Source organism: Niallia alba, assembly GCF_012933555.1.
GTDB lineage: Bacteria > Bacillota > Bacilli > Bacillales > Cytobacillaceae > Niallia > Niallia alba.
Map to the genome: position 1 here is coordinate 1,167,877 of NZ_JABBPK010000001.1, position 16,906 is coordinate 1,184,782.

18 protein-coding genes and 1 pseudogene are annotated in these 16,906 nt (G+C 36.5%); 13 read left to right on the plus strand and 6 right to left on the minus strand.

From position 1 onward, the window contains the following. Positions 1 to 355 precede the first annotated feature (355 nt). Positions 356 to 1,117 (minus strand): SDR family oxidoreductase, encoded by a 762-nt coding sequence (locus HHU08_RS05810; RefSeq protein WP_169188016.1) that lies wholly within the window; start codon positions 1,115 to 1,117, stop codon positions 356 to 358. A 172-nt stretch (positions 1,118 to 1,289) separates the two neighbouring features. Between HHU08_RS05810 and HHU08_RS05815 the strand changes: the two genes are divergently transcribed. From HHU08_RS05815 to HHU08_RS05825, 3 genes are all read left to right on the plus strand, one after another. Beyond that, positions 1,290 to 2,045 carry a MurR/RpiR family transcriptional regulator gene (locus HHU08_RS05815; RefSeq protein ID WP_169188017.1) on the plus strand — a complete coding sequence of 252 codons (756 nt, stop codon included), beginning with the start codon at positions 1,290 to 1,292 and terminating at the stop codon, positions 2,043 to 2,045. A gap of 81 nt (positions 2,046 to 2,126) precedes the next feature. Beyond that, positions 2,127 to 3,581, plus strand: a complete 1,455-nt coding sequence (locus HHU08_RS05820; protein ID WP_169188018.1) for a glycoside hydrolase family 1 protein — start codon at positions 2,127 to 2,129, stop codon at positions 3,579 to 3,581. Between the two features lie 373 nt (positions 3,582 to 3,954). Continuing rightward, positions 3,955 to 4,344: a hypothetical protein gene (locus HHU08_RS05825; RefSeq protein ID WP_169188019.1), complete on the plus strand. Its 390-nt coding sequence runs from the start codon at positions 3,955 to 3,957 to the stop codon at positions 4,342 to 4,344. Positions 4,345 to 4,481: 137 nt separating this feature from the next. Here the strand turns inward: HHU08_RS05825 and HHU08_RS05830 are convergent, their stop codons facing one another. From HHU08_RS05830 to HHU08_RS25665, 3 genes are all read right to left on the minus strand, one after another. Continuing rightward, entirely contained in the window at positions 4,482 to 4,727 is a 246-nt protein-coding gene (locus HHU08_RS05830; RefSeq protein WP_169188020.1) for an indolepyruvate ferredoxin oxidoreductase subunit alpha, read from the minus strand. Between the two features lie 19 nt (positions 4,728 to 4,746). Continuing rightward, positions 4,747 to 5,163: a hypothetical protein gene (locus HHU08_RS05835; RefSeq protein ID WP_169188021.1), complete on the minus strand. Its 417-nt coding sequence runs from the start codon at positions 5,161 to 5,163 to the stop codon at positions 4,747 to 4,749. Between the two features lie 73 nt (positions 5,164 to 5,236). Continuing rightward, positions 5,237 to 5,992 carry a helix-turn-helix transcriptional regulator gene (locus HHU08_RS25665; protein WP_169188022.1) on the minus strand — a complete coding sequence of 252 codons (756 nt, stop codon included), beginning with the start codon at positions 5,990 to 5,992 and terminating at the stop codon, positions 5,237 to 5,239. Positions 5,993 to 6,111: 119 nt separating this feature from the next. Here HHU08_RS25665 and HHU08_RS05845 point away from each other — a divergent pair, with 119 nt between their 5' ends. Continuing rightward, positions 6,112 to 8,034, plus strand: coding sequence for a right-handed parallel beta-helix repeat-containing protein (locus tag HHU08_RS05845; protein WP_016204301.1), 1,923 nt, complete (start codon positions 6,112 to 6,114; stop codon positions 8,032 to 8,034). 54 nt (positions 8,035 to 8,088) lie between these two features. Here HHU08_RS05845 and HHU08_RS05850 read toward each other — a convergent pair whose 3' ends face one another. Then, positions 8,089 to 8,724, minus strand: coding sequence for a pentapeptide repeat-containing protein (locus HHU08_RS05850; RefSeq protein WP_169188023.1), 636 nt, complete (start codon positions 8,722 to 8,724; stop codon positions 8,089 to 8,091). Between the two features lie 245 nt (positions 8,725 to 8,969). After that, positions 8,970 to 9,230: a DUF4190 domain-containing protein gene (locus HHU08_RS05855; RefSeq protein WP_169188024.1), complete on the minus strand. Its 261-nt coding sequence runs from the start codon at positions 9,228 to 9,230 to the stop codon at positions 8,970 to 8,972. A 270-nt stretch (positions 9,231 to 9,500) separates the two neighbouring features. Between HHU08_RS05855 and HHU08_RS05860 the strand changes: the two genes are divergently transcribed. From HHU08_RS05860 to HHU08_RS05900, 9 genes and pseudogenes are all read left to right on the plus strand, one after another. After that, positions 9,501 to 9,632 (plus strand): YuzL family protein, encoded by a 132-nt coding sequence (locus tag HHU08_RS05860; protein WP_169188025.1) that lies wholly within the window; start codon positions 9,501 to 9,503, stop codon positions 9,630 to 9,632. A 146-nt stretch (positions 9,633 to 9,778) separates the two neighbouring features. Next, positions 9,779 to 10,168 carry a DUF5412 domain-containing protein gene (locus tag HHU08_RS05865; RefSeq protein ID WP_016204297.1) on the plus strand — a complete coding sequence of 130 codons (390 nt, stop codon included), beginning with the start codon at positions 9,779 to 9,781 and terminating at the stop codon, positions 10,166 to 10,168. Between the two features lie 121 nt (positions 10,169 to 10,289). Then, a complete protein-coding gene (locus HHU08_RS05870; protein WP_169188026.1) occupies positions 10,290 to 10,745 on the plus strand; it encodes a MarR family winged helix-turn-helix transcriptional regulator in 456 nt (151 codons plus the stop codon). A gap of 144 nt (positions 10,746 to 10,889) precedes the next feature. Continuing rightward, the gene (locus HHU08_RS05875; RefSeq protein WP_169188027.1) at positions 10,890 to 11,828 is read left to right on the plus strand and encodes a ring-cleaving dioxygenase; all 939 of its coding nucleotides are present in this window, start codon (positions 10,890 to 10,892) and stop codon (positions 11,826 to 11,828) included. A 19-nt stretch (positions 11,829 to 11,847) separates the two neighbouring features. Then, entirely contained in the window at positions 11,848 to 12,459 is a 612-nt protein-coding gene (locus HHU08_RS05880; RefSeq protein ID WP_101730441.1) for a flavin reductase family protein, read from the plus strand. Positions 12,460 to 12,481: 22 nt separating this feature from the next. Beyond that, positions 12,482 to 13,429 carry a ring-cleaving dioxygenase gene (locus HHU08_RS05885; protein WP_101730440.1) on the plus strand — a complete coding sequence of 316 codons (948 nt, stop codon included), beginning with the start codon at positions 12,482 to 12,484 and terminating at the stop codon, positions 13,427 to 13,429. Beyond that, entirely contained in the window at positions 13,426 to 14,037 is a 612-nt protein-coding gene (locus HHU08_RS05890; RefSeq protein WP_016204292.1) for an alpha/beta hydrolase, read from the plus strand. Before HHU08_RS05885 ends, HHU08_RS05890 begins: the two co-directional genes overlap by 4 nt. A 278-nt stretch (positions 14,038 to 14,315) precedes the next feature. After that, positions 14,316 to 14,926: pseudogene (gene wrbA / locus HHU08_RS05895) on the plus strand (NAD(P)H:quinone oxidoreductase). A gap of 528 nt (positions 14,927 to 15,454) precedes the next feature. After that, positions 15,455 to 16,711 carry a YeeE/YedE family protein gene (locus HHU08_RS05900; protein ID WP_169189620.1) on the plus strand — a complete coding sequence of 419 codons (1,257 nt, stop codon included), beginning with the start codon at positions 15,455 to 15,457 and terminating at the stop codon, positions 16,709 to 16,711. The last annotated feature ends 195 nt before the right edge of the window (positions 16,712 to 16,906 follow it).

Sequence of the window (16,906 nt, forward strand, 5' to 3'; positions counted from 1 at the left end):
ACTCTGTAAAGACGAACAATTTCTAATATAGCTAGTAAATAGCGGCTGCTTTCGCATACTTTTTACAAGAGGAAATATAATTAGTTGGAAAAACAGAGCAGCCGGAATACACGAAGACTCCTATGGGATTAGCGAGACAGTCTGAGACCCTGCAGGCCACAGGCCGAAGCGGCTCAGCGCGAGCCCCATGGAAAGCGAAGTGTATTCCGGCTGCGGGGAATCGCACCAAACTTCATGGAAACATCCTTTGAAAAACAAATAAAAGCCCGAACAATTATACGGAACATTCATTAGCATCTTCGTATAATTGTTCGGAATTATCCTTGGCTGGAATACTTATGTCCCAGCCCCTTTTTTACTCAATCGTCTTCTTCATTGCCTCATACATATTCTCCACATGCTTATCCACTTCATCCCGAGTCATCCGCAAGCGATTCACCGAACTGCCATAGCCGATTTCAACTTTTCCTTCGTTTAATCCCTGGAAAATTCCATCGGCAAAGGCATCCAAAGGTTCTCCGCTCGTATGTAATCCTGCACCGCCTAAATCTGTATTCACGGCTGGAGGGGCAACTTCGATTACTTCTACAGAAGTATCAGCAAGCTGGTGTCTTAAGCTCACAGTGAAAGAATGCATTGCCGCTTTGGTTGCTGAATAAATTGGCGCGATTGCCATTGGTGTAAAAGCTAATCCAGATGTTACATTAATCATCGCCGCTTCCTTTTTTGTTGCGAAATACGGTGCAAACAGCATAGAGAGCTGAATAGAAGCTTCCATGTTGATGGTGATTTCCTTGTTAAAATAACTCCAATCAGTCTTTGCGTCTGCCTTTAACACATTAAAACGTTGTTGAATTCCTGCATTGTTAACTAACACATTCACATCTGGATAGTTAGCTGTTATCCAGTCAAAAAGTTTGATTCGATCAGCTTCTATAGACAGATCACTAACATATGTAACAAGGTTAGGGAATTTTTCTTTCGCCTGTTGCAGTGCTTCTTCCCTGCGACCACAAACAATCACTTTGTTGCCTGCTTTAATAAACCGTTCTGCAAATGCTAATCCAATTCCAGCACTTCCACCTGTAATAAGAATGGTATTACCTGACAGTTTCATTGGGATTCCTCTTTTCAAAAGATATTTTTATCTTCATTATGAATAAAATTCAAACCAATTTCTATTATTTACCCTTATGGTTTATCTATTCTATTTGCCCATATTTTAAATCACAGGTTAATAGTTAACTACCACGACAAAAATATGATACGATCATCCTGAGGTGGGAATTTTGGAACAATTAATTTATACACTTTTAGCATACATAAATAATTCTTTGGAAAAGGATATCAACTATTCTATCGCCAATAGTTTCCTGGAAAATATTCATCATATAGAAGGCTATTCATTAGAGATGGCAGCGGAAGTATGTAATGTTGCCCCATCTACAATTAATCGTTTTTGTAAGCGAATCGGCTTTCGTAACTTTTCTAATCTCCGAAACAGTGTTGCTTTTCAAGGTGGAATGTATGAGGCGAATGAAAAGCATTTAAGTGCAGCTACATTCGAAGCAAAACTAAAGGAAAATATCGAGATAATGGAAAAAATTTCGAAGGAACAAATGGAACGAATTATTAAAAAAATTTATGAGTCGAAGCGAATTGTCATTTTAGGTTTTGAAAAACATCAAATTCAAGCGATGGAGCTTCAGAAGCAATTATTTCTTCTTGGAAAGCTATGTGAATGTAATACAAATTTTTTCAAACAATTGGAAACAGTATCTCATTTAACAGAAGAGGATATGATTATCACCATTTCAATTGAAGGAAACATCCTTACAGAGGCCTTAGCTATTAATGAAAGAATTAAAGCGGCGAATGGAAAGAAATTGTTGATTACTTTTTCGGATCCTGAGCAGCATAAATATGTATTTGATGAGGTATTACACTGTGGAAAAATTGAAAATAGCGCAGTTAGTAGTTATACGTTATTACGTTTATTTGATATTCTCATCTATCACTATCAAAAACAATATCCTTCTTATTAACTGGTCTAAAAGAGACCAGTTTTTTTCCTTTTGTAAGCGTATCATTATCTTTAGAGATTAGAAAAGGGAGGAAATGCAAAGATGACGAAATACGGATTTCCAGAAGGATTTTTATGGGGTGGAGCTACTGCTGCCAATCAATTAGAAGGTGCTTATAACGAAGGTGGAAAAGGTTTGTCTATTTTCGATATGGTTACATTCGTTCCGAAAGAAGAACGTGGCAATGATATTGAGATGGATGTCAAAAGTAAAGCAGAATTAGAAACGCTACTAGCTGGCAAAGGCGGAGACAATTTCCCAAAACGTCGCGGGATTGATTTTTATCATCGCTACAAAGAAGACATCGCTCTTTTTGCAGAGATGGGCTTTAAAACATTCCGTATGTCTATTTCTTGGCCGCGTATTTTTCCAAATGGGGATGACTTGGTACCAAATGAAGAGGGCTTAGCATTTTATGATAATGTGTTTGATGAATTAGCGAAATATGGAATCGAGCCACTTGTGACGCTATCACACTATGAAATTCCATTGAATCTTGTGCAAAAATACAATGGATGGCTGGATCGTCGTTTAGTAGATTTCTTTGTTCATTATGCAGAGACTGTCTTTAACCGTTATAAAGATAAGGTGAAATATTGGTTAACGTTTAATGAAATTAATATCTCGACTCTTTCTCCTTACATTGGAAGTGGTATTTTAATTGATGAGGTAGAAAATAAAGAACAAGCAATTTATCAAGCTCTGCATCATCAATTTGTAGGGAGTGCCAGAGCGGTAAAAGCCTGTCATGAAATTATTTCTGGAGCGCAGATTGGTTGTATGCTAGCACGTATGGAAGTATATCCGGAAACATGTAATCCTGATGATGTGTTAGCAGCATTAGATGAGGATCAAAAGAATTTATTTTTCACAGATGTTCAAGTGCGTGGATACTATCCAAGCTTTATGCTAAGTTACTTTGAAGAAAATGATATTCAAATTGACATGCTGCCAGGAGATGAAGAATTACTTTTACAACATACAGTAGATTACTTATCTTTCAGCTACTATATGTCTATGGTTGCGAGTGGATCACCTGAAAAGTTAAAAGAAAAAGGGAACTTCTTCTCTGGTGTGAAAAATCCGTACCTAGAATCATCCGATTGGGGATGGCAAATCGACCCGAAAGGTTTACGAATTACGTTAAAGAAAATGTACGATCGTTATCAAGTGCCTTTATTTATCGTTGAAAATGGACTAGGTGCTTATGATAAGGTAGAAGAAGATGGCTCTATCAATGATGATTACCGTATTTCATACATGCGAGCACATATTGAGCAGATGAAAGAGGCGATAAAAGAGGGAGTAGATTTAATTGGATACACAAGCTGGGGATGTATCGATCTTATCTCTGCTGGTACCTCAGAAATGTCTAAGCGATACGGTTTTATTTATGTAGACCAAGATGACTATGGAAATGGAACATTAGAGAGAACGAAGAAAAAATCATTTGATTGGTACAAAAAAGTGATTGCAACAAATGGACAAGAGCTATAATAGTAATCAGAAAAACAGTGCTACTTCCTTCTGGGATGGAGTACTGTTTTTTGTTTGTTTATAAAGTATTTTTCTAAAAAATAACTAAATCAACCTTAATTAATATTTGATTTTTTAGAATTAATAAACAAATCTTAATATATTGATATAATGAATCCTGTGTGTTAAAATGTTCCAGTCAAGCATCTTCGTTAGTAATTCCTAGACCGTTTGATTTCGTTTAGGTATTGAATGTTCTAAGTTTTCTAATAATACACAACAGTCTAAGAACTATTTAAAACTTATTTTTTTGTCCAAGTAATTACATAGGTTACATAATACTTATGCTTTTTGGAATAGTAATTATATTATATGCGTATAAGGAGAGATTCGGATGAAATATCTTTCTCTATTTATGGTCGCTTTCCTATTCTTGCTTGCAGGATGTGGAAATTCAGCGGAAGAGAAAAAAGAAGAAACAGTAAAAGAAGAAAGTAATGCAACCCAAGAAACAAAAGCAAAAGAATTAACAGATGAAGATAAGAAATTTATTGCCTTATTAGAAAAAGGCGAATATCAAACAATCATTGATGAAACAATTGGTCTTGGCAGCGATGCACAAGTAAATTTCTATTTTCTAGCAAATGCTTTTAAAGCAGTACCTGATTATTCATTAAGCCAAACATACTTGAATAAATCAAAATATATTCCAGCAGAAATCGAAGACGAAGTGAATAAATTAAAAGAAGATATAGATGCTAACCTGGAAAAAGAGGGAGCTTAAGCTCTTACTCGTTCACACGGTTAGATTTAGGTGCTTGACCTAAGCATTAAAAACTTGCCTCGTTGTATTTAGGGCAAGTTTTTTTGTTCACTTTACACAAAAACAAATCAACCAAACTAAAGTTGATTTGTTTTTCATTATCCTTCATATGTTTTATAAAAATCGATAGCTTTCTGGATATAGGGTTGTTCTTCTGGTGGAAGATCTTCCTCATGATAAATGGCTGAAACAGGACATACTGCTTCACATGCACCACAATCAATACAAATATCTGGATCGATATAAAATTGGTCTTCTCCCTTTGCGATACAATCAACAGGACAAACATCCACACAATCGCCTGCTTTTTCATGCATACATGGCGAAGTTATAACGAAAGGCATGGGAATCTCCCCTTCTTCATTAAGATCTGATGCTAATCAGCACTTCATTCATTTTATTCAAGTTTTCACGAATCTTTACGGCACTTAAATAATCAATCTTATCATGATAACTTTCTGGCTGCTCCATTTGGTCATCAATCGCCATATGTTGATATTCATCAATACTTCCTGTAGATTTCTGATAGTCCGCCATTAAACCTGTTTCCAAATGTTGAATCTTATTGTTTATGCTATCTAGACTTTGTGTCATTGAAAGGGCAGTATTAATGATTTCTTCGTCCGATTTAGTAAGTCCGTCTATTCGGTTATTTTGTTCTTGTAAATCCTTTTTAATTTGCTGAAGCAGGCCATCCTTTTCATCATTTATTTTCATATGATCGAGTATTTGCAATGTGTCGCCCATTAAGATTTGTAATCTTTTGAAGGCGTTTTCCATGGAAATCCCCACCTTTAAGCATTGTATCTATAAAATGTACAAAAAATCAGTAATATATACAAAAGCATGTTTCTTAAGCAAGCTCCCTATACTTTTTTGGGGAAATGTTCGTAACCTTTTTAAAATTACGATGGAAGGAACGCAAATTATTGTAACCACAATTCAGCGCGATTTCACCAATCGGCTGCTGACTATTTTTTAACTGGTAACATGCCTGGGATATTCGATAGTGTGTAAGATATTCGGTAAATGTCCTATTCGTAATATGAACAAAAAGCTTCGAAAGGTAGGCGTAATCATACTGCAAATGTTTTGCTACCGTTTTTAATGTACAGTCATAGCTATAATGCTGATCAACATAAAGCAGAATTTTATGAAATACTTTCATCTTGGTCGAATATTCAACAGGCGTCAAGCTTGTATTCTCTACCAATTTACCACATATATCATACAGAAAACTTTTTTGCTGGTAAATAGAATGAAGCGTTTGCAAAATAGGCGTATTATGTAAATGAATTACATTGTTTTCTGGAACAAAGCCTTTATAATTCATAAAAAAATGGCCAATCAATTCAGGTGAAAAAATAACAACACTAATATGGGAATGATGGATGGTTTTGAACTCATGCAGTTGATTTGGAAAAATAAATGCTACATCATTTTTTTGCAGTAGATATTCTTTTTGATCGACTCTTACGAATAGCTCTCCTTCGTTGACGATAATTAATTCATAAGCTCGATGAAAGTGGAGAGGAAAGCCATCGTTTATTAAGGTAAACTTTTCAAAGGATTCCTTTTCTTCCACCCCGTGATCTTCAAAAAAAACCACTTTCTTATCCTCCTGTCAAAAACACTAATATTGTCTTAAATTATACTACATTTTGAATAGTATCCACTTTTTAAAGTTTCTATAATGAGGACAGAGTCACAATGAAGGAGGAAGAAAAAATGGCGGTTGAATATCATATAGCAAAAAACGGATCAGATCTTGGAGAAGGAACGAAACAAAGTCCATTTTTAACTATCAACAAAGCAGCTTCTGTTGCTGTAGCAGGAGACACCATTATTGTGCACGAAGGGGAATATCGAGAATGGGTAAAACCAAAGAATGCGGGATTAAGCAATACAAGAAGGATTACCTACCAAGCTGCTGACGGTGAAAAGGTGGTCATTAAAGGATCGGAGCAAATTCAGAATTGGCAGCAAGTGGAGGGGACTATTTGGAAAACAGAAATCCCAAATTCATTTTTTGGCGAATATAATCCTTATAAGGAAGAAATATTTGGCGATTGGATTGTCTATAATCCAGGCAGACATTTAGGGGATGTATATGTAAATGGCATGTCCTTTTATGAAGCTGAAACGTTAGAACAAGTCCAAAACCCTACAAAACAAACAGAAGTATTAGATCATTGGACAAAGAAGAATGTCCCCGTTCATCATCCTGAACAAACAGAATATGTTTGGTTTTCGGAAGTGAATGAAAATACGACAACTATCTATGCGAATTTTCAAGATTATAACCCTGCAGAAGAGTTAGTGGAAATAAATGTTCGAAAAGCCTGCTTTTATCCAGAAGAAACAGGAATTAATTATATCACAGTAAGAGGCTTTGAGATGGCCCAAGCGGCAACTCCATGGACGCCACCTACTGCTGATCAGCCAGGATTACTAGGTCCACATTGGAGTAAAGGTTGGATTATCGAGGACAATATCATCCATGATTCTAAATGTAGTGGGATTAGTCTTGGAAAAGAAGGGTCGACTGGGAATAACTATCGTACGAAGCGTAAAGATAAACCAGGTTACCAATATCAATTAGAATCTGTCTTCCTTGCTAGACAAGCTGGTTGGAGCAAAGAGAAGATTGGTTCCCATATCGTCCGGAATAATACAATATATGATTGCGGACAAAACGGAATCGTTGGTCATCTTGGCTGTGTCTTCAGCGAAATTTATAACAATCATATTTATAACATTGCCTTAAAGAGAGAGTTCTACGGACATGAAATTGCAGGGATCAAGCTTCATGCTGCAATTGATGTGCAAATACACCATAATCGTATCCATGACTGTTCGTTAGGAACATGGTTAGATTGGCAGACGCAAGGAACAAGAGTGAGTAGTAATCTTTACTATCGCAACAATCGTGATTTATTCGTTGAAGTAAGTAGCGGTCCTTACATCGTCGATCATAATATTTTAACAGCCGATTATGCTTTAGATAATCATGCCCAAGGTGGAGCCTATATAAATAACTTAATTCGCGGAAAAATGGTTCATCGGAAAATGCTTGATCGAGCAACACCATATCATGTCCCACATAGTACAGAGGTAGCGGGATTTGCTGTGACCTATGGAGGCGATGATCGTTTTTACCATAACATCTTTGTAGGAGATGAGGCTCTAGAGGATGTTGGTACAGCACATTACAACGGCTATCCTGCTTCCCTTGAGGAATATATTGAAACCGTTCACCAAGACCCAGGCGATCACGAAGCATTTAATAAAGTAGAACAGCCCGTATACATTAATCGAAATGCCTACTTAAATGGAGCGAAAGCTTTTGAAAGAGAAGAAGAAAAGCTAGCAGAAGTTCATTTTAACCCTAACTTAAAACTAGTAGAAGAAGGAACAGAAGTATATTTGTCAGTGGAACTTCCAGATGATTTTGAGCGCATTCTTGGAGAGGTACAAACAACACAAACGCTTAAACGAGTGCGCATTGTAGATGCAGAATTTGAAAATCCAGATGGAAGCGAAGTGGCTATAGATACTGATTATTTAGGTGAGAGAAAACTTGCACAAAGTGTACTAGGACCAATCAGCTCATTAAAAAAAGGGAAGAATTATGTGAAGGTTTGGGGATGATGAAAAAAGCTCTAGTAAGTCAGAAAGTCGACTTGCTAGAGCTTTTTTATGCGATTAATCAATAATCTCCAATCCCAATAGAGCAGAAAATTGAATGGCTTGGTAGGTAGATACTTTACATCCTTTTAAATCTGTTGGAGATACCATTAGAGATTGGAAGGTTGATGTACTAATATCCACCCCGTTAAGGGAAGTTCTTTCAAAATTCGCCCCGTCCATTGTACATTTTTTAAATTCCACTTTTTTAAAGATACAGTCGTAAAAATCCGCTGATTCTACTGGTGAGTCTTGAAACCTAATTTTTTCTAATTTGGAGCTTCCAAATGCAGCTAAGTTCAATAAAGAATCAGTAAATTGCACATTACCAAAACGAGAGTCTGTAAAATCCACGCCTAATAATTTGCAATTACTAAATTGGCATTTGTGTATAGAAGAACTGCTGAGCTTAGCATTAGAGAAATCACAGTTTTCAAAAATAACGTCTGTTAATTCCATACCGGAAAAATCAGTATTGATAAATTTACAATTTTTCAGCACCATTTTCGATAATCGCACTTTGTTTAATACTTCATCATCAAAAATAGACTGTTGAATTTGGCACATTTCTAGCTCTAAATCTTCCTCGTACAATATGTCGTGAAAATTCCTTGAAGGTAAATCTGTTGGAATTTTTGGTGCTTCTATTTTCATCTTACTACTCCTCTCAAGTTACATTCCTGTGTGATTACTATATGAGAAGATCGATTTAATTTAAAGACTGTATTTTTAGGAGGATTTATGTACAAGCATAACTGTCAATAAGTTAAGAAGACAATGGGAAGAAGATTTTTATAAAGAATTTTTTAGCTTCATTAATAATTTAAATCTAGATACATGGAAATATTTTCCTTAAAAAGGCTCTCCGCAACGGGAGAGCCTCACAAAAACGACATATTTTATCCAAAAGTAGACACTGAAAAAAACGCGAAAACCCCCAACAATATTAATAATTGAAAAATGATCCCGACTATACTGCATATTAAACCAGCTGTCGCAAAACCTCTCCCATTTTCATTCGTTCTATTGATTTCATTTACTGCTTTTCTCGAAAAAACAATGCTGATAATTCCTAAGATAAGACCAATGATGGGAATTAATAGCGATAAAATCCCAAACGTTAACGAAATGATTGAATTAGTGTTTGTCTGATTGTTCATGACAGTCTTTCCTCCTTTCTCTCCATTACTTGATTCATCCCACTCTTAACGTCCCAGCTCAAACAGGAAAATTGAGGAAGCTAGGTGGGGATGAGGGAAAACCCCACTGATGGAAGTTTTCTTTATATACTGCGATTGTTTGATTCATGCGTATGTAAAGTAATACGAATAACAGCAAATAAAGTTACAAAAGGATTTTTACAATTCTTTATACAACAATTCACATAACTTCATTTATTCAAGGAAAACTAGACAGTGGAGGTGAATTGAATGACAAATAGAAAAGCAGATCCATCAACAATTGGTTTAGGTGCTACACAACCTGAAGGTCAAGGAACAACTACGAAGGAAACAGGAAAAACGAAGGCTGATTCTTCTAGAAAAAAACAAAAGCGTTCATAATACTTATGGATTGACTAAACAGGTGGAAGAAATTTCGCCTGTTTTTTTGTATGGGTATTCAGGATGCTTTTTAATGAATCTCTACCTCCAAATAATGTATAATAAAGAAGGAATTTTTTGATAATATTCAATGCGGAGGAAACCACTTGAACACTAACCTATCTAACACAAACAAAAAAAGAAACAAAGGATTAACGGTTATTGTAATTAGTCTTATTCTTTTGGGCCTGATTGGATATGCAGTATATTGGGCATTTTACGATATGAATAGATTGCCAAAAGGGGAATACTTAACAGAAGAAACCTCTCCAGATGGCACTTACACCTTAAAAGCTTATCTAGTAAATGGTGGTGCTACTACTTCCTATGCAATTCGCGGGGAACTTGTATTGAATAATAAAGATAATAAGACCAAAAATGTTTATTGGAATAATAACGAAGAAACAGCGACTATTGAATGGACAGATAAAAATACAGTAGTGGTGAATGGGCATACACTTCATGCTCCAAAAGACAGATTTGATTATAGAAAATAATCATAAGCTTAAATTAATGGTGCGTAGAATAATTGTAGTGTTTTAATAAAACCAGTTGACATGTACAAATATGCTGTTATATAATTATCTCGAATTCAAGATAATTGAAAGGGTGATTATCATGGATAATAAAGAATTATTAACATATGATGAAGATTTATCTTTAAAGGTATTTGTCGTTTTATCGAGAGCTTTGCAATCGATTAAGAAACGAGTAGAAGAAGATATAAAATGTCTTGGATTAAACCCTACAGAGTTTTCTGTTTTGGAATTAATCTACAGCAAAGGGGATCAGCCGATTCAAAAGATTGGAGAAAAAATCCTCCTTGCAAGTAGCAGTATTACTTATGTTGTAGATAAATTAGAGCATAAAAACTTAATCAGGAGAAAGCCATGTCCTAAAGATCGTCGGATTACTTATGTGGTTATTACCAAACAAGGAACCGAACTAATGGATAAAGTCTTCCCAAAGCATAAGATAGCGATGAGAGAGATATGTGGGGGTTTAGATACGAATGAGAAAGAAATGCTAATTGAGCAGTTAAAAAAACTAGGTCTTCATGCACAAAGCATGTAATTTTTTTAAAACGATATCTCGAATTAATAATATTTTAATTCGTAATAATAGGTGAATTATAAAAATCATACAAATGATTTTCTAGCAATTATCTAATATTAAGTAATAATGCAGAGTTTATTAAGGAATAGGAGTGGAAGGGAAATGACGAAAAAAACAAGTGGAATTCACCATATTACAGCAATTGTAGGCCATCCTCAAGAGAATGTTGATTTCTATGCAGGAGTGTTAGGATTACGTTTAGTAAAACAAACTGTCAATTTTGATGATCCAGGAACATACCATTTATATTTTGGAGATGAAGGCGGGAATCCCGGAACGATTATTACTTTCTTTCCATGGGTAGGAGCACGTCAAGGAATTATTGGAGATGGGCAAGTTGGCGTAACTTCTTATGTTGTTCCTAAAGGAGCACTGACATTTTGGGAGAATAGATTAGTGAAATTTAATATATCTTTCACAAAAACGGAACGCTTTGGTGAAAAATACTTGGAATTTGCTGATCCCCATGGATTACTACTAGAAATTGTGGAAAGAGAAGAAGGAAAGAATAATAGCTGGCAGTTTGGTGAAGTAACATCAGAAAACGCAATTAAAGGTTTTGGCGGCGCAACACTTTTATCAAAACAACCAGAAAAAACGGCAGAACTTTTAGAAAACGTGATGGGCTTTGAAAAAGTTGGGAAAGAAGGAGAGTATGTTCGATTCCGTTCTTTCAGCGATATCGGCAATGTCATTGATTTAAAATGGACTACTAGTGGTAGTGGAGCAATGGGTGTTGGAACAGTTCATCATATTGCCTTTAGAGCAGTGGATGATCATGATCAATTAGATTGGCAAAAGCATGTTTCACAAAATGGATATCATGTTACACCTGTTCAGGATCGAAATTATTTTAACGCCATCTATTTTAGAGAGCATGGAGAAATTCTCTTTGAAATTGCAACAGATCCTCCGGGATTTGCGATTGATGAATCCCAAGAAACAATGGGAGAAAAATTAATGTTGCCAACTCAATATGAGCAGTATAGAGAACAGCTTGAACGTAGATTAATACCAATTGATGTAAGAAATCTCGACTAACTTTGTAAAGGATGATTTGATGCAGTCTATTGATCCGAAAATTATTTCAGAAAGAGATAATTATAAATTTCTAATTGGAAGCATAATTCCTAGGCCAATTGCCTTTGTTACTAGCTTATCGGAAGAAGGCGTCTTAAATGGAGCTCCGTTTAGCTACTTTAATATTGTGTCGTCTAACCCGCCATTGGTTTCATTATCTATCCAGCGCTCCAATGGGAAGCAAAAGGATACAGCGAGAAATATTTTAAGTAAGAAGGAATTTGTTATTCACATTGTAGATGAGCAAAATGTTGATAAAATCAATCAAACTGCAGCAAATCTTTCTCCAAGTCAAAGTGAAATTAAGCTAGCGAGGTTAACGCCTATTGATAGTAGTAAAATTTCTGTACCTGGTGTAAAAGAAGCAAAAGTTCGCATGGAATGTGTATTGGAACACTCATTAGAATTGGGAGAGGCAAATGCCCTTCCAGGATGTGATTTTCTGATTGGAAGAGTAATACTTTACCACATCGACAATAATCTTTACGAAAATGGCAGAATTGACCCACGAGCATTAGCTCCAGTCAGCAGGTTAGCTGGAAATGACTATGCAAAAATCGGTGAAATGTTTACGAAAGAAAGACCACAATAATCCTTTGATTGGAGAGGATAGTATGCAGAAAACGGCAGGGATACATCATATTTCAGCAATGGTTAATGATGCTCAAAAAAATATCGATTTTTATGCTAGTATTCTTGGTCTAAGAATGGTAAAAAAGACGATTAACTTTGATCGTCCTGAAGTATATCATCTTTATTTTGGGAATGAAGCAGGAACGCCAGGAACCGTGATTACTTTCTTTCCGTGGGAAAAACAGCTGAAAGGTAGAATTGGCACAGGACAGGTCGGTGTTACAAGTTATGTTATTCCTCATGGTACTAGTGAATTTTGGAAGAATCGTCTTCATCGTCATGGTGTGAAAGTGGAAAGTGTTATTAGATTTGACGAAAATTATTTGCAATTTGTTGATCCAGATGGACTTCAAATCGAATTGGTGGAAAGAAAGGATGGCCCAATAAATAATTGGGCAATAGGAGATATTAATCCATCTGTTGCTATTAAAGGATTTGGCGGGGCAACTTTAAATTCTGCACAACCTAGCAAAACAGCAGAAGTACTAGAAAATATATTAGGTCTTAAATATGTGGGAGAAGATGCAGGGTATCTTCGTTTCTCAACAGAGGCGCAGATAGGCAATGTGATTGATATAAAATTGACCCCATCTGTTCGCGGTCTCATGGGAGCAGGAACAGTCCATCACATTGCTTGGAGAGCGAGAGACATGGAAGAGCTTCAGCAATGGAGATTGTCTCTATTAGAAAAAGGCTATTATCCAACTGAGATCAAAGACCGGAACTATTTTAAGGCACTATATTTTCATGAAGAAGGTGGGATTCTTTTTGAGATTGCTACCGATGGTCCAGGATTTGCGGTAGATGAGCCAGTAAGCAATCTAGGAAAAAAGCTTATGCTGCCTGAGTGGCTAGAGGAAAAAAGAGAGGAACTAACAGCTGCATTGCCTAATGTTAACGTTAGAATTTTAGAGGAGGAGAAGGAATGAAGCATATTTTCAATAAAGGTAAAGATTCGAAAAAGCCAACATTATTGCTATTACATGGTACAGGCGGCACTGAATTAGATTTATTGCCTCTTGCTGGCATGATTGATGATGATGCAGCTGTATTAAGTGTTCGTGGAAATATTTTAGAAAATGGAATGCCCCGTTTTTTTAAGCGATTAGCTGAAGGTGTATTTGATGAGGAAGATTTAATTTTCCGTACACAGGAATTAAATGAATTTCTTGATGAAGCTGCTAAAGAATATGAGTTTGATCGAAATAATGTAATTGCCATTGGATATTCTAATGGTGCTAATATTGCAGCGAGCTTACTATTCCACTATCAGGATGCATTGAAAGCAGCTATTCTTCATCATCCAATGGTTCCAAGAAGAGGGATTATACTTCCTGATTTAACAGGAAAAGCAGTATTTATTGCAGCGGGGACAAATGATCCAATTTGTTCACCAGAAGAATCAAACGAATTACAATCAATGCTTGCAAAAGCAAATGCTAATGTTGAAATGCATTGGGAAAACAGAGGCCATCAATTAACAGCTGAAGAAGTAGAAGCAGCTGGCAAATGGTATTCTGCAATAACGAATAGATAATTTATTTAGGCTGTCGGATAAAAGCAATAAATTTTACGAAACCAGCCTTTATTTAAAAGAAAAAACAATTATAAAGAAAATTTCCATGAGCGGGGGTTTACTGCCCGTCAAGAGTGGGATAAATTTCAATTAATAGGGAATAAAAAGAACAGCAACATTGGAAAAATACGTATTCAGTGAAGGTAGTTCTTATAAGTTCCCGAGCATAATAAATAAAAGCAGGTGTACTTATGGGGTTTTTAGACAAATTATTTAAGAAATCAAAGGAGATGGAAACTATGTCAAATGTTAAAGTAGCAGTAGTTTTTTATAGTATGGGTGGAACAAACTATCAATTAGCACAATGGGCTGCAGAAGGTGCAAAAGAAGCAGGCGCAGAAGTGAAAGTAGTAAAAGTACAAGAATTAGCACCACAATCTGTTGTCGACAGCAATGAAGTATGGAAATCAACAGTTGAAGCAACAAAAGATGTACCAGTTGCAACATCAGAAGATATTGAGTGGGCAGATGCTATTATTTTCAGTGTTCCTACACGTTTTGGTACAATGCCATCTCAAATGAAGCAATTCATTGATTTACAAGGCGGACTTTGGGCAACAGGAAAAACAGTGAACAAAGTAGTAAGTGCGATGACTTCAGCACAAAATCCACATGGTGAAAAGAAGCAACACTATTATCTTTATACACTTCCATGATGCATTGGGGTGCTATTATCGCTACTCCAGGATACACTGATCCTGTCCTTTTCGGAGCAGGCGGAAACCCTTATGGAACAAGTGTAACAGTTGGACAAGATGGGAAAATGATTGAAGACGTGCAAGGCGCTGTGAAGCACCAAGCTAAACGTACTGTTACAGTTGCAGAATGGGTTAAAAAGGGAAATGAATAATAGCTAAGAAAAGGCAATTCGATTAAGAGAAGCTGGAGCATAAGTATTTTCAACCAAATAACCCCGAACATTATACGTACATGCTAAGAAAAGTTCGTATAATTGTTTGGGGTTTTATTCATTTTAAGAAAGAAGGTTTGTGGTGATCACCCGCAGCCTGAATACACTTCGCTTTCCATGGGGCGAGCGCCAAGCCTCCTCGTTCCTGCGGGGTCTTGGACTTTCTCGCAGCTCCCATAGGAGTCTACGTGTATTCAGGCTGCTTCGTATTTCCTACTAATTATATTTTCTTTTAAAAAATGATGGAATGAGTTGGTTTCGCTACTAAATGAGAGATTGTTCGTCTTTAGCTATTATATATTTTGTTTTGTCCCAGCTTCTTTATTCATTTTTCGATAAGTTTAAATGTAAAGGTTTACGTAGTATAAACTGTCAAAAAGAAAGATTTTCTTATTGACACTACCTCAAAATAACTTTAAGATGAAAAAAGTAAATCCGACTATATTAATAGGGAAAGGGTGTTTAGGAGTGGAAACTTCAGCAAATGTTCAATCGGTTCAAATAGCAAAGAGTCTTGAAGAACAGCCCAAAGGATTAAAGGCTCCACAGATGCCTTTAATCATCGGTGGACTTATTGTTGCAGCAATTCTACTAGTCTACTTAATCGTGACACAACAGAGTATGCAACCTATATTATTGGTATTAGGTCTTTTACTTGGTTATACATTGTTTCATGCTCGTTTTGGTTTCACGTCAGCATTTCGCAGACTTGCATCTGTAGGGAATGGGCAAGCATTGCGTGCCCATATGCTAATGCTTGCAGTGGCAGTAACCCTTTTTGCACCAATTTTAGCATATGGCATTTCATTTTTTGGAACAGGAGCAACTGGATATGTATCACCAGTTGGCGTTAGTCTTGTTGTTGGTGCCTTTATGTTTGGTATCGGCATGCAGCTAGGCGGCGGATGTGCGTCTGGTACATTGTATGCAGTAGGTGGTGGACGTTCTGTTGCGTTTGTGACATTATTATTCTTTATCATTGGTTCAACGATTGGGGCAGCCCATTTAACATTTTGGACGCAAGAATTACCATCATTTAAACCCATTTCATTAGCAACCTCTACAGGTCTTGGCTATGGTGGAGCTTGGCTAGTATCGATCATATTATTTGGTTTAATTGCATGGGTTACATTAGTGATTGAAAGAAAAAGAAAAGCACCAAAAATGGCTCCACTTCCAACCACAACAGGCTGGAAACGAATTTTCCGTGGTTCTTGGCCATTGTTTGCAGCAGCAGTCGTGTTAGCTGTACTTAATGCTTTAACATTGATGACACGTGGTACTCCATGGGGAATTACATCTGCTTTTGCTTTATGGGGCTCTAAAGTAGCACAATTCTTTGGAATGGATGTAGCAAGTTGGGGATTCTGGCAAGGGGCAAATGCCCAAGCTTTAGAAGCTTCTATTTTTGCAGACTCGACAACTATTTTAAACTTTGGTGTAATCTTTGGTGCATTTTTAGCATCAGCAGCAGGCGGTCTATTTAAATTCTCAAAAGTAACGGTTGGAAATGTGCTTGCTTCCATCATCGGTGGGTTATTAATGGGCTATGGATCACGTCTAGCATTTGGATGTAATGTAGGTGCATACTTTGGTGGTATCGCATCTTTCAGTGTACATGGTTACGTATGGGGAATTCTAGCATTAGCTGGTACGTTTGTAGCCTTGTATCTTCGTCCATTATTTGGACTTTCTGTACCAAAATCAAAAGATACATTCTGTTAATAAAAGGCTGTTTTCTAAAGGATTGTTGTTTTTTAATCGAAAAAAAGAATTAGTTGGAATAATGGAATGGAGCAGCCGGAATACACGTAGACGCCACGGGGATTAGCGAGACAGTCTGAGACCCCAGTTCAAAGCTGAGGAGGGTTAAGCTTAGCTCCACGGAAAGCGGGGTGTATTCCAGCTGCGGGTTATCGC